The following is a 12,892-nucleotide window of genomic DNA, read 5'->3' on the forward strand; positions in this document are numbered from 1 at the left end:
TAGGTTCTCGTCGCTCCGTCGCCGAACGCAGGTGGCGTCCATCGACACGACGAGGGACGTGCCGTGGGGGCTGCTTCGTAACTGTTCGCCGTAGCGGCCGGTAGTGACATGTCCGATTCCGTTCTGCGCCCGGTTGACGGCAGCGAACACGCAGCCACATTCGTCCATCACGCGGCCGAGGTCGCACAGTGAACTGCGGCGACGATCTAGGTGCTATTCGATTTCGAGACTATCTGAGCCGCCCGCAGCGCCCTCACTGTGTTCGTCCCACTCGAGTTCGAACTCGATGCTCAGCTCTCCGGGGCCATCGACCGGCCCTTCGCGTTCGGCTTTGACTTCGAACGTTGGCCGTGCCGGGGGCTCCATCGTGACGGACTCTGACCCTGCCTTCAGCGTGATCGAACCTCCCTGTTCGAGCTTTTCGGCGACGTTCCGGAGGTACGACGCGATTTCGTCCCGACTCTGGGAACTCTCGGATTTGAACAAGACTTCTTCAGGCATACACTCTCACCTACACTCCCTACTCGGATAAGTGGTCCTCTCAATCTTACAATGGGAATCCGTCGGCGAAGCCAGATGGGAGACTTCCGCAGGCTCCACCGGTCGACCTCGTAGATACCGAGTGTGCCGAGGATTTGCACCCGTTCCGACCCGGCAGGCAGGTCGCTCGTGGACGGTCTCCGCCGGGGACTGTGATGGCCGAGGCCGTCGACGTCGTCGCGCCCGCCGATAGCCCGCACGACGCGTGGACGCTGGAAGCCGTGGTCGACAGCGGGGGCGTGCCGCCCGCCGTCTGTCGGGAGCGGGCGCTCGCCGGGCTGACGTTGCGGCCGACGCCGCGGCAGGGCCGGTTCACGGTCGTGGTGGCGACGGGCTAACCAACACTCGCGGGGTTCGGGCCCGCATGTTGGTTAGCGGGCGGCTGTGCATCCGAACTGTCGGGGGCTTTTCTAGCGTTCGTGAGTGTACGTCCGCCCACACAGGCAGTGTCCTCGACGCCGTCCCGACCGAGCGCATCGAACGTGCCGCGGCCGAAGTCGAACGATGGGTTGCGGTCGCCACGATCCTGCTGTATAGCGTCGGCGACGTCGCGACGACACATCTGTCACTCTCGCTCGGTGGCCCTCTCGACGTACAGGAGTCATAGAACCGTTCCTAAGAAGATTGATCTCGGGGCTGTTGGGTGAATTACCTGCTCGGTGGGTGTGTGAACTGAAACGTACCGAACGCTCAATAACAGCGGCGCTGATGTCAGCGTATGAATGAGTACATCCGTCCCCACCGAGACAGTGCGGCGTTGCTCACCATCGACACGCAAAATGACTTCACGTTGGCCGGTGCCCCTGCTGAAATCGATGGGACTGGTGAGGCGGTACCACAGATGCAACGGCTCGTCGAACTGTTCCGTACCCGGCAGGCCCCACTCGTCCACGTCGTCCGGTTGTACGAAGCAGACGGCTCGAACGTCGATCGGTGCAGACGAGCGGATATCGAAGCCGGAGCGGCTATCGTTCGACCCGGGACTGACGGCGCGGAGCTAGTCGCCGAGTTGAAACCCTCGACAGACATGCGCCTCGACGCAGACCGGCTGTTGAACGGCGGTTTTCAGGAGATCGGACCCAACGAACACGTGATGTACAAGCCTCGCTGGAGCGCATTCCATCGAACGGATCTGACCGACTTTCTCGATACTCGCTCAGTAGACACCATCGTCGTGTGTGGCTGTAACTTCCCGAACTGCCCGCGAACGACGATCTACGAGGCGAGCGAACGTGATTACCGAATCGTCTTCGTTCCCGACGCGACATCCGGAGTGTACGAACGAGGGGTGCGGGAACTGGAGGACATCGGAGTCGCCGTCAAAGAGACTGAGGACGTCGTCGATTGGATGACAGAGTAGTATGCGATACCCCGGTCCGAACGAGACGTCCCTGCCCTGTACTGAGCCGCTGCCCGTTCTTCGTCGGCGTCGACGCCACGCACTACTGGGACCGCCACGAAAGCGCCGTCGCCGTGGTGCCGCGTGTCGGTGGCTCTTTGGTCGGTGATCTTGTTCGGGGTGTCACAGCGTGAGTTGTACTGTGGAGCAGCGCCGGCAGGTTCGGCGGGCCGCCCGGGCTATTCGTGACGTGGTTCCGCTGCCCTGAACCGCCTCGGGGTCAGATCCCGAGGCGAGTCACAGTTGGTAGACGACCGCTTCGTACGGTCGGAACGCGTGACCGGTGGGATCGGATGGGGTATCGTCGTAGTTGCTGACGACAACGTTCGCGTCGGCGGTCGGGACCGACGGACAGTCGAAGGTCGAACACTCGTCCGACCAGTTGAGGACGACCAGCGTCGTCTCGTTTTCGAGCGTCCGCGTGTAGGCGTAGAACTGGTCGTGGTCGGGCAACAGCAGGTCGTAGTCGCCGTACACCAGTACGTCCTCGCTGTGGCGGAGTTCGATGAGCGTCTCGTAGTGGTGCCAGATGGAGTCAGTGTCGGCCAACGCCGATTCGACGTTGATCTCGTCGTAGTTGTCGTTGACGTCGAACCAGGGGTCGTCGGCAGTGAAACCGGCGTTCTCGGTGTCGTCCCACTGCATCGGCGTGCGGGCGTGGTCGCGGCTCTGATAGTCGACGAGGTCCCGGACCTCCTCGTAGGAGTCGACGACGCCGTCCGCAATGAGGTCCTCGACGATACCGACGGTCATCGGATCGTCGATCGCTTCGAGGCTGTCGAACTCGGTGTTCGTCATCCCGATTTCCTCGCCCTGATAGATATACGGGGTGCCTCGAAGCGTCAACAGGAAGGTTGCGATGAGCGTCGCACTCTCTGTGCGGTAGGTCTCGTCGTCGCCAAAGTGCGAGACGAGACGGGGTTGGTCGTGGTTCCCGAAGAACAGAGCGGGCCAGTCGATCTCGTCCTGTTGCTGGCTGATAACTTCCTTGAGGTCCGTGAGTTCCCACTCGCCGAACTGTGTCGGGTCCCACCGTCCGTTCGGCCCGACGCTGACACCCATGTGATCGAACTGGAAGATCATGTCGACCCCGTCTTCACCGGTGTAGTCGTCGACTTGCTCGATGTCCGCGCCGCCCATCTCACCGACGATCATGGTGTCGTAGCCCTCGAACGCCGCCGAGAGTTCGTCCAGATACTCGGGGAGGCGAGGGCCGTGGCTGAAGTGCTCTATCCCGACGATCGCCGAATCCGGGTCCCCGTCGGGGTAGGCGTCGGACTTCGAGAGATGGTCGATGGCGTCCAGACGGAAGCCGTCGATGCCCTTCTCCAGCCACCACGTGACAGCCTCCGTGACGGCGTCTCGGACCTCGGGGTTGCGCCAGTTGAGATCGGGCTGTTCGGGGTCGAAGAGATGGAGGTACCATTGCCCTCGTTCGTCATCGTAGGTCCAGGCGGGACCGCCGAAAATCGACTCCCAGTTGTTCGGGGGCTCGCTGGGGGTACCGTCCACCCAGTGATAGTAGTCGTCGTAGCCGTCCTCGCGACGACGGGACTGCTGGAACCACTCGTGTTGCTTGGAGGTGTGGTTCACAACCAGATCCATGATGAGGCGGATGTCGCGCTCGTGGAGCGCATCCAGGAGGGCCTCCCAGTCGGCCATCGTTCCGAACTCGTCCATAATCGAGCGGTAGTCGCTGATGTCGTAGCCGTTGTCGGCGTTCGGCGACTCGTACACTGGGCACAACCAGACGACGTCGACGCCGAGGTCGGCGAGATAGTCCGCTTTCTCGGTGATACCTTGCAGGTCACCGACGCCGTCGCCATCGCTGTCGTTGAAACTGCGCGGGTAGATCTGGTAGACGACCGCCTCCTTCCACCACTGTCTGTCGATGTCTGTGCGTCGTGTCTGTGAATCGTGTCGGGTCATTGTCGTAGTCGGGTGTTTCGTCTGCGTGTGACGTTACGGGGTGAGATAGACGCGAGCTTCGTACGGGCCGAGTTCGAACGACGGCCGCGGCGTCGTCGGGACGTCGGCGTTCGCGATGGCCAGTTCGAGTCCGTCCAGCGCGACGCCCGCAGGCACTTCGAACTCGACTGGTTCCGGTTCGAAGTTGAGGACGACGAGACCGCGTTCGGTCCCGAGCGTTCGCGTGTAGGCGAAGACGTCGGGGTCCTCGGGACAGAGGAGATCGAACTCGCCGTACACGAGAACGTCGTGCTCCTCGCGGAGTTCGATGAGGTCGCGGTAGTAGTGCCAGACGGACGCTTCATCCCCGCGGGCGCGTTCGACGTTGACCGTCTCGTAGTTCGAGTTGCAGTCGATCCACGGCTCTCCGTCGGTGAAACCGGCGTTCTCGGTGTCGTCCCACTGCATCGGCGTGCGAGCGTTGTCCCGCCCCACGTACTCGATGGCGTCCCGGACGTCGTCGTAGGACGCTGCGTCCCCGTCTTCGATGGCCTCCTCGACGAAGTTCAGCGCCTCGACGTCTCGGACGTCGTCGGGGGACGCGAACGACGCGTTTGTCATCCCGAGTTCCTCGCCTTGGTAGATGAAGGGTGTCCCCTGGAGTGTGTGCGTGAGCGTTCCGAGCAGTTTCGCACTCTCCGTGCGGTACTCGCCGTCGTCGCCGAAGCGAGAGACCATCCGAGGCTGATCGTGGTTGTTGAGGTAGATACTGTTCCACCCGTCGTCTGCGAGGCCGTTCTGCCACTTCGAGAGGATCTCTTTGAACTCGACGAGCGACCAGTCGCCGGCGTCCCACTTGTGCTCGTCGTGGTCGAACGTGACGTGCTCGAACTGGAACACCATCGAGAGACCGTCGCCGTCTGGACCGACGTACTGCCGGGCGTCGCCGACGCGGGCGCCGGGCGTCTCCCCGACGGTCAGGAGCGAGTCGTCCGAGAGCACCTCGTCGTTCATCTCCTGGAGGTAGTTGTGGACGTTCGGGCCGTTGACGAAGTGTTTTGCACCGGTCTGCCCCGATTCTGCGTCGCCGTCGGGCAGCCCCTCCGTCTTCGAGATCAGGTTGATGACGTCCATCCGGAACCCGTCGATGCCCTGCGAGAGCCACCAGTTCATCATCTCGTAGACGGACTCGCGGACGTCGGGATTGCGCCAGTTCAGGTCCGGTTGTTCCTCGTCGAATAGGTGGAGGTACCATTGGCCGCGGGTCTCGTCGTACGCCCACGCGGGCCCGCCGAAGACCGACTCCCAGTTGTTGGGTGCGACCTCGTCGGCGGGGCCGTCGGCGGTGTCGTAGTCGGCCTCCTCGGCCGGCCGGCCGTCGCGCCAGATGTAGTAGTCCTCGAACGCCCCCTCGCGCCGACGGGACTGCTGGAACCACTCGTGTTCGTCTGACGTATGGTTGACGACCAGGTCCATGATGAGGCGGATGTCGCGCTCGTGGAGTGCGTCGAGGAGGTCTCGCCAATCGTCCATGTCGCCGTAGGCGTGGTGTATCGAGCGGTAGTCGCTGATGTCGTAGCCGTTGTCGGTCTGTGGCGACTCGTAGACGGGACAGAGCCAGACGGCGTCGACGCCGAGGTCGTCTAGGTAGTCGACCTTCTCGGTGATACCTTGCAGGTCACCGACGCCATCGCCGTCGCTGTCGTCGAAACTCTTCGGGTAGATCTGGTAGACGACCGCCTCCTTCCACCACAACCGATCGGCTTCCTCGTGGGTTAGTGACTGGCTCATACCGCACCATGGGCGTCTACACCCTCGGATCTGGTGCGCACGCCGGGCGTGCGTACCGTGGTTGGTCGGGACTCGTGGGCCGGTGCCGGTACGTTTCGGGGCCGATCTACGGTCTGTTTCGATAGCATTGGTAGGTAGGTGTCGAGTTTTGCTGCGCTGCTGGCCGTGTGTCCCTCATCATCGTCCCCCCACTTAAAGATTAGAATCTTGAAGAACCGCTTCTACCAGAACTTTAATTGTACCGGGGGTAACAACTGCAGACGGAATATGGTGAATAATAACGGACGTGAGTCGTTCTCACGGCGGCGGTTCGTAGAGATGATCAGTGCGGCAGGCCTCACTTCGGGGCTGGCGGGCTGTGGCGGCCGGCAGGCGACACAGAACGGGACCCCGACCGACCACAGCAGCGTCGACGACTCGGCGCCCACCGTCGAGCTAGACGACGAGACGCTCGCGCTGATGCAGGAACTCGCATACGTGACGAACCAGACGCTCCCGGTGTTGCCCCTGCAGGAGAAGCTAGCTCAGTCGTTCCAGACGACCGATGACTGGAGCGTCCCCTCGAAGGACAGCTCGAAGATGCAGACCTACTGGCCGACCGACTGGCTGCCTCGGGAGGGCGAGTGGACGGCCTCCGGTGACGTCGAGCGGTTGACGCTGGCCCAGTGGGCCGTCCCGTCGGATTCACAGTACAACCCGTGGAACACCAAGAACTTCGCCGAACCGCGTAGGACGCTCTTCGACCGGTTCATGAAGTACAACCTCGACACTCAGGAGTACACGGGCTATCTGATCTCCGACTGGGCACTCGACGAGCAGACGTTCACCCTAACCGTCCGTGAGGGGCAGACCTGGCACGACGGGTCGCCGGCCACCGCGACCGATGTGGCCAACCAGATCAAACTCGACATCTATAACGGCGGCAATCTCGGCGAATTCGTCGCACCCGAGGACAAGGGCACCGTCGCCGACCGCGTCACCGCCAGCGACGAGCGGACTGTCGAACTGTCGCTGGCCGGGCCGGTCAACGAGGACATCCTGCTCGCGTATCTGCAGCCGAAGTATCTCGCGGCCCACGAGGGTACCTACGGCGAGTTCGTGACGCGGCTCGACGAGGCCGGTTCTGACGAAGAGCGCTCTGCCGTCATCGGCGAACTGGCGAGTAAGACTGTCTCGGACCCCGTCGGCTGCGGTCCGTTCGAGTTCGAGAACGCAGACAGCCAGCGGACACTGGTCTCGAAGTTCGAGGACCACCCCGATGCGGGCAACATCAACTTCCCCGAAATAGAGTACCTCTACAAGCCGTCGAACCAGAGCCGCTGGAACGGCCTCATCAACAACGAAACCGACGGGTCGGCCACGCTGTTCATGCCTCGGAACAAGCTGAACCAACTCCCCGACTCCGTCCAGACAACGCTTATTCCGCGCCACTGGGGACTCGGTCTCCTGTTCAACCACGAGCGCGAGCCGGTAAACGACGTGCGCGTCCGCAAGGCCATCGCTCACGTCATCAACCGCGAGTCGGTCGCGAAGAACTCCGGTGCCGGCACCCGCTCGAAGATCGCGGTCACGTACCCCAGCGGCCTCACCAGCGAGTTCAGCAATCAGGTCGAAGGGACGTGGCTGAAAGGCGTCACCGACAAGTTCGAGACGTACGGTCGGGCCGAGTCCCAGACCGAGAAGGCCGCGGCGCTCCTGGAAGACGCCGGCTACGAGAAGCAAAACGGCACGTGGAAGAAAGACGGCGAGCCGCTCCACATCCCGATCAAGGGCCCCTCCGGGTTCTCCGACTGGGTCGCCGGCGCCCAGACGGCCGTCTCCCAGCTCAAGGATTTCGGTATCAAGGCCGAGTCCGTGATGAAGGACAGCTCCACCTACTGGGGGAAAGACTACTCCAACGGGGACTTCGTCGTCGGTCTGCAGGGCTGGGCGTCGTACAACCAGTCGTACCCGTACTTCCACTACAAGTTCCTGTACGACAGCCACAGCGCGAAGAACTACTGGAACTCCCCCAGCGAGTTCGAATCGCCGGTGTTACACGACGACCTGCGTGACGGCGAGACCGTCGCACCAGCCGACCTCGTCGCGCAACTCTCGACGGGCGATAACTAACGACAGATGAGCTACATACTGAAACGTCTGGGCCGGTCGGCGCTCACCGTCTTCGTGGTGGTCTCGGCCAGTTTCGGTCTCGTCCGTCTGCTCCCGGGTGGGCCCCTCGACTACTTGCGGGCCCAGATGATCCAGCAAGGTGGCGGCGATCTCTCGGCGGCCGAGATCAACCGGCGCATCGCCGCACAGACCAACATCGCCGTCGACGAACCGGTGTACGTCCAGTACGTCGACTACATGACCTCCATCGTGCAGGGCGACTTCGGTCGCTCTATCTGGTACGAGGAGCCCGTCGCGAGCGTTATCGGCCCGGCCATCCCGTGGACCGTGTTCCTGACAGCGTCAGCGCTGTTCTTGACGTTCACCGTCGGGGTCTCGCTCGGTGCGTTCATGGCCTACAAGGAAGGGTCGACCTTCGACGTCACTAGCACGGGCGTCGGTCTCGTGCTCAATTCCACGCCCAGTTACGTGGTCGCGCTGCTACTCATCGCCTTTCTGGGCTATCAGTTCCAGTTGTTCCCGACCGGCGGGCGCTACGCCTCCGAGTTGACGCCGGGACTCAACGTCCCGTTCCTGGCGAGCGTGCTGTATCACGGAATGTTGCCCATCCTGTCGATGGCCGTCGTCGGCTTCGGCGGCTGGGCGCTCTCGATGCGTGGCAACAGCATCCGCGTGCTGGGTGAGGACTACCTCCGGGTGGCCCGCCTGCGCGGACTCCCCACGCGGCGCATCGCCATCCGGTACGTCGCGCGCAACGCCATTCTGCCGATGTACACGGGCCTGATGATCGCCATCGGGACCGTCTTCGGCGGCGCGGTCATCATCGAGAACATCTTCGCGTATCCGGGCGTGGGGTTCTACCTCATCCAGGCCATCAACGCCCGCGACTACCCGCTGATGATGGGCGGGTTCATCCTTATCACGGTCGCGATGGTCGTCGGCATCACCATCGCGGACCTGACCTATGGATGGCTCGACCCGCGGGCCAGCGGAGGTGAGTCCCGTGAAGCGTACTGACGACACCGAGCTGTCCGACGAGCGGGACCCGCTCGTCGACGCCGTGGATGCCGACGCGGACACCGACGTCGATCCGGACGAACGGGCCATCACCGGCCGCGCCTGCGAAGAACCGGTCGCCACCGACGGCGGGACGGCCGCCTCGGAGTTCGACGCCGTCGCCGACGCATCGCTAACCGACACCGAGCGCCGGCGCCAATGGGTCGAAGAGAGCTTGCTGGCGCCGGCTCGTATCGTCTGGGACGACTGGCGTGCCCGGACCGGGCTGGTCATCGTGTCGCTGTACCTGCTGATGGGGACGGTCGGTCCGCTCGTCGTCGCCAAGCCCAGCACCAACCAGGGCCCGCTGCTAGTCGGCGCGTTCCGGTCGCTTTCGTACCCGCTCGGGACGACCTTATCGGGGACGAGCATCCTCTCACAGATCGTCCACGCGACGCCGTCGATGCTGCTCATGATCGCCTCGGGCGCGGTGTTCACGGTCGTCCTCGGGACAACGCTGGGCACCCTCGCCGGCTACAAGGGCGGCCGCATCGACAGCGCTCTGATGACTGTCTCGGACGTGATGATGACGATTCCCGGACTGCCGCTGACCATCGTGCTGGCGGCCGCCCTCCAGATCGAGGGTAACCCGGCCGTCATCGGCGTGCTCATCACGGTGAACGCGTGGGCAGGGCTGGCACGGGCCATCCGCTCGCAAGTCCTGACCCTGCGGGACGCCGAGTACGTCGAGGCGTCGCGCATCATGGGGATGGGCACGTCGACCATCGTGATCGGCGACATCGTCCCAAACCTGATGCCCTACATCACGATGAACTTCGTTCAGCAGGCCCGAGCGGTCATCTTCGGTTCGGTGGGTCTGTACTTCCTGGGCGTGCTGCCGTACAATAACGTCAACTGGGGTGTGATGATGAACGCGGCCGTGAACCGTGCGGGTGCGACCTCGTCGGTGGCCGCGTTCCACTGGCTGTTGCTACCGATGGTGACTATCATCGTCCTCGGGCTGGGACTGACGCTGCTGGCCCAGGGCGCCGACCGGATATTCAACCCGCGGGTTCGTGCCCGCCACGCCGAGACTGTTGGCGGCGGTGACGGCGAGGACGACTCGACGGCGACCACTGGAGGACTGTGACCATGCCACGAGAGAGACACGAAACCGGGCGCGACGCGTCGGACCCCATCGTGGAGGTCCGGAACGTCAGCGTCACGTACGACCTGGAGAACCGCGACGCGATGGTACTGGACGACGTGAGTATCGACCTCCGACGGGGCGAGATACTCGGTGTCGTCGGCGAGTCAGGCTCGGGCAAGTCGATGCTGGCCAACGCGATGATGGATGCCGTTGAGGAACCCGGTATCACCACCGGCGAAGTCCGGTACTACCCCGAGTCCGACGCCGCTCCGATCAACGTACTCGACCTCACCGACGAGGAACTGCGCGAGCTACGCTGGGAGGAGATTTCGATGGTGTTCCAGGGGGCGCTGTCCTCGTTCAACCCCACGATGAAGATCCGGGGGCACTTCGAGGAGACCCTGAAGGCCCACGACTACGACGTTGAAGAGGGGATGGAGCGAGCCCGCGAACTGCTGTCTGACCTGTACCTCGACCCCGATCGGGTGCTGGACTCGTATTCGCATGAACTGTCGGGCGGGATGAGCCAGCGGGCGCTCATCGCACTGAGCCTGATCCTCGAACCCGAGGTGCTGTTGATGGACGAGCCGACGGCGGCGCTGGACCTGCTGATGCAGCGCTCGATTCTCAGCCTGCTCGACGACATCAAGCAGAAGTACGACCTCTCGATACTGTTCATCACGCACGACCTCCCGTTGGTGGCGGGGCTGGCCGACCGACTGGCTATCCTCTATGCCTTCGAACTGGCGGAGGTCGGGTCGACTGAGCAGGTCGTCAGCAACTCACAGCACCCGTACACGCGGGCGCTGCTGAAGGCAGTACCCAACCTTGACGCCCCGCTCTCGACGATGCAGCCCATCGAGGGGACAGCACCGAACCCGGCCCACGCACCGAGCGGCTGTCACTACGCGCCGCGGTGTCCGCTCGCGACCGAGGAGTGCCACCAGGAGCAACCGCCGTGGTTCGACGTGGCCGACGACCAGCGGACGGCCTGTTTCCACCACGACGAGGCCGAGGAGGCCGTCGCGCTGGAACCGGGGGTGGTCGACGCATGAGCGGGCATACGAGTTCGCCAGTCGGGCGGTCCGCTACCGGGACCGACGACGTGGTGATGAGCTTAGAGAACGTCTCGGTTCACTTCGACGAGAAACAGGGGTTCGTCGACTCGCTGTTCAACGAACCCCGCCGCGTGAAGGCCGTCAACGACGTCTCTATCGACATCCCCGAGAACGACGTGCTCGCGCTGGTCGGCGAATCGGGCTGTGGGAAGACGACACTGGGCAAGACCATCATCGGTGTCCAACGCCCCACCGAGGGGAGCGTCTCCTACCGCGGTCAGGACGTCTGGGACGCCAAGGACGGCGTCGGTGACGTGACGATTCCTCACGGCGACATCCGAAAGGCCCTGCAGATGATCCATCAAGACCCCGGGGCAGCACTGAATCCCAACCGGAAGGTGCTGACCTCGCTGGAAGCGCCGCTGGAACGCTGGGACCCGGAGATGTCCACCGAGGACCGCCGGGCGCGTATCTTCGCGCTGCTGGACCGTGTCGGCATGGAACCCCCGCAGGACTACGCGCATCGCTATCCCCACCAGTTATCGGGCGGGGAGCAACAGCGGGTCGCGCTGGTCCGGACGCTGTTGATGAACCCGGACGTTATCCTCGCGGACGAGGCGGTTTCGGCGCTGGACGTCTCGCTGCGAGTTGAGACGATGGACCTGCTCCTGGAACTGCAAACGCAGTTCAACACGTCGTTCGTGTTCATCTCGCACACGCTGTCGAACGCGCGCTACCTCGCGGAGAAGGCCGGCGGGCGAATCGGCATCATGTACCTCGGCGAGATCGTCGAGATCGGTCCGCCCGACGAAGTGCTGAACGACCCGCAACACCCCTACTCGAAGGTGCTGCGGTGGGCGACCGCCGATCTGGACCCGAACGAGCAGGAGATGGTCGATCCGCCGGTCCGCTCGATAGACATCCCGGACCCCGTCGACCCGCCGTCGGGATGTGGATTCCACACGCGCTGTCCGGAAGCCCGGGAGGCGTGCAAACGCTCGGCCCCGGACCTCGATGCTGAGAACGCCGCGCCGGGCGCCCGCTGTGTGGCCTGTCACCGCACGGACCCGACCCACGAGTACTGGAACAGTGAGCCACTGGCGGGCACCGAGGACACGACGACGCCCGACGTCGGCGGTGACGGCCGATGAGGCCCGTTTGGCAGGCGTTCTTCGGTACGAGCGTGACACTGCTTGGCGTGCTGGCGCTGGCGATGCCGTTCGTCGAGCCGGGGACCGCGACTTTCGCTGTCACACTCCTGAGCGCGGCCATGCTCGGCGTGGTCGGTCTGGGATCGGCCGCGTTCCTCCACTACGACTGGGACCCGTTCGAGGAACTGTTCGACGGAACGACGGGCGGGCACCAATGACCGCGCTGGTGGTCGTCGAGGACGTGGACCGCGACCGTTCGTTACTAGATTCCGCACGCGAATTCGCCGTCGGCGCCGAGACCGCCCTCGCGGTCGTGGCGCTCGCGACGCCCGAGGAGTACGACGAGGCCGCGTCGACGCTCGAAGCGATCGGTGACGCCGAGCACACGAGCTATGACGAGGGTGCGGTTCTCGAAGCAGTCTCGGGAGCGACGGCCGACCTCGCAGCCGAGATACTCGGCGACACCGTCGAGTACGAGGTCTCTCCGCTGGTCGAAGACGAGCGCGACCAAGCGAACGCGATACTCGGCGCCGCTGAGCGAACCGGCTGTGATCACGTCTTCGTCCCCGGATACAAACGCTCTCCGACCGGCAAAGCGGTGTTCGGGGACCGGACTCAACAGGTCCTCCTGAACTTCGACGGCTATGTGACCGTCTCGATGGATTGAGAGACTCCCCGCGCTGAAGGAGGCCGAGGCGTTCGGCTCGAATCTTCCGTAACGGCGGCCGCTCGAAGACGTACCGAACCCTACGGACGACCGCCCTCAACCAACTATATCAGCGATGAG

At 63.8% G+C, this 12,892-nt stretch carries 12 protein-coding genes; 9 read left to right on the plus strand and 3 right to left on the minus strand.

What is annotated here, in order from left to right:
• Positions 1-213: 213 nt before the first annotated feature.
• The gene (locus NDI85_RS18750; protein WP_188996919.1) at positions 214-501 is read right to left on the minus strand and encodes an amphi-Trp domain-containing protein; all 288 of its coding nucleotides are present in this window, start codon (positions 499-501) and stop codon (positions 214-216) included.
• 194 nt (positions 502-695) lie between these two features.
• Here NDI85_RS18750 and NDI85_RS18755 point away from each other — a divergent pair, with 194 nt between their 5' ends.
• Positions 696-878, plus strand: a complete 183-nt coding sequence (locus NDI85_RS18755; protein ID WP_188996920.1) for a hypothetical protein — start codon at positions 696-698, stop codon at positions 876-878.
• 380 nt (positions 879-1,258) lie between these two features.
• On the plus strand, positions 1,259-1,900 hold the full coding sequence (locus NDI85_RS18760) for an isochorismatase family cysteine hydrolase (RefSeq protein WP_310916624.1): 642 nt from the start codon (positions 1,259-1,261) through the stop codon (positions 1,898-1,900).
• Positions 1,901-2,176: 276 nt separating this feature from the next.
• On the opposite strand, the gene NDI85_RS18765 is transcribed toward NDI85_RS18760, so the two are convergent.
• Together NDI85_RS18765 and NDI85_RS18770 are read right to left on the minus strand one after the other, a co-directional pair.
• Positions 2,177-3,868: an alpha-glucosidase gene (locus NDI85_RS18765; protein ID WP_310916625.1), complete on the minus strand. Its 1,692-nt coding sequence runs from the start codon at positions 3,866-3,868 to the stop codon at positions 2,177-2,179.
• Positions 3,869-3,901: 33 nt separating this feature from the next.
• Positions 3,902-5,638: an alpha-glucosidase gene (locus tag NDI85_RS18770; RefSeq protein ID WP_310916626.1), complete on the minus strand. Its 1,737-nt coding sequence runs from the start codon at positions 5,636-5,638 to the stop codon at positions 3,902-3,904.
• A gap of 318 nt (positions 5,639-5,956) precedes the next feature.
• Here NDI85_RS18770 and NDI85_RS18775 point away from each other — a divergent pair, with 318 nt between their 5' ends.
• From NDI85_RS18775 to NDI85_RS18805, 7 genes are read left to right on the plus strand one after another with little or no spacing between them, the layout of a single operon-like run.
• Positions 5,957-7,750, plus strand: a complete 1,794-nt coding sequence (locus NDI85_RS18775) for an ABC transporter substrate-binding protein (RefSeq protein WP_310916627.1) — start codon at positions 5,957-5,959, stop codon at positions 7,748-7,750.
• Between the two features lie 6 nt (positions 7,751-7,756).
• On the plus strand, positions 7,757-8,767 hold the full coding sequence (locus NDI85_RS18780; protein WP_188996930.1) for an ABC transporter permease: 1,011 nt from the start codon (positions 7,757-7,759) through the stop codon (positions 8,765-8,767).
• Entirely contained in the window at positions 8,754-9,896 is a 1,143-nt protein-coding gene (locus tag NDI85_RS18785) for an ABC transporter permease (RefSeq protein WP_310916628.1), read from the plus strand. The genes NDI85_RS18780 and NDI85_RS18785 overlap by 14 nt, the downstream gene beginning before the upstream one ends.
• A gap of 2 nt (positions 9,897-9,898) precedes the next feature.
• Positions 9,899-10,951 (plus strand): ABC transporter ATP-binding protein, encoded by a 1,053-nt coding sequence (locus tag NDI85_RS18790; protein WP_188996934.1) that lies wholly within the window; start codon positions 9,899-9,901, stop codon positions 10,949-10,951.
• Positions 10,948-12,105 (plus strand): ABC transporter ATP-binding protein, encoded by a 1,158-nt coding sequence (locus NDI85_RS18795; RefSeq protein ID WP_310916629.1) that lies wholly within the window; start codon positions 10,948-10,950, stop codon positions 12,103-12,105. The genes NDI85_RS18790 and NDI85_RS18795 overlap by 4 nt, the downstream gene beginning before the upstream one ends.
• A complete protein-coding gene (locus tag NDI85_RS18800) occupies positions 12,102-12,323 on the plus strand; it encodes a hypothetical protein (protein WP_166973195.1) in 222 nt (73 codons plus the stop codon). The genes NDI85_RS18795 and NDI85_RS18800 overlap by 4 nt, the downstream gene beginning before the upstream one ends.
• Positions 12,320-12,772: a universal stress protein gene (locus tag NDI85_RS18805; protein WP_310916630.1), complete on the plus strand. Its 453-nt coding sequence runs from the start codon at positions 12,320-12,322 to the stop codon at positions 12,770-12,772. The genes NDI85_RS18800 and NDI85_RS18805 overlap by 4 nt, the downstream gene beginning before the upstream one ends.
• Positions 12,773-12,892 lie beyond the last annotated feature (120 nt).

The sequence above is a fragment of the Haloarcula sp. S1AR25-4 genome, assembly GCF_031624555.1.
Taxonomy (GTDB): domain Archaea; phylum Halobacteriota; class Halobacteria; order Halobacteriales; family Haloarculaceae; genus Haloarcula; species Haloarcula pellucida.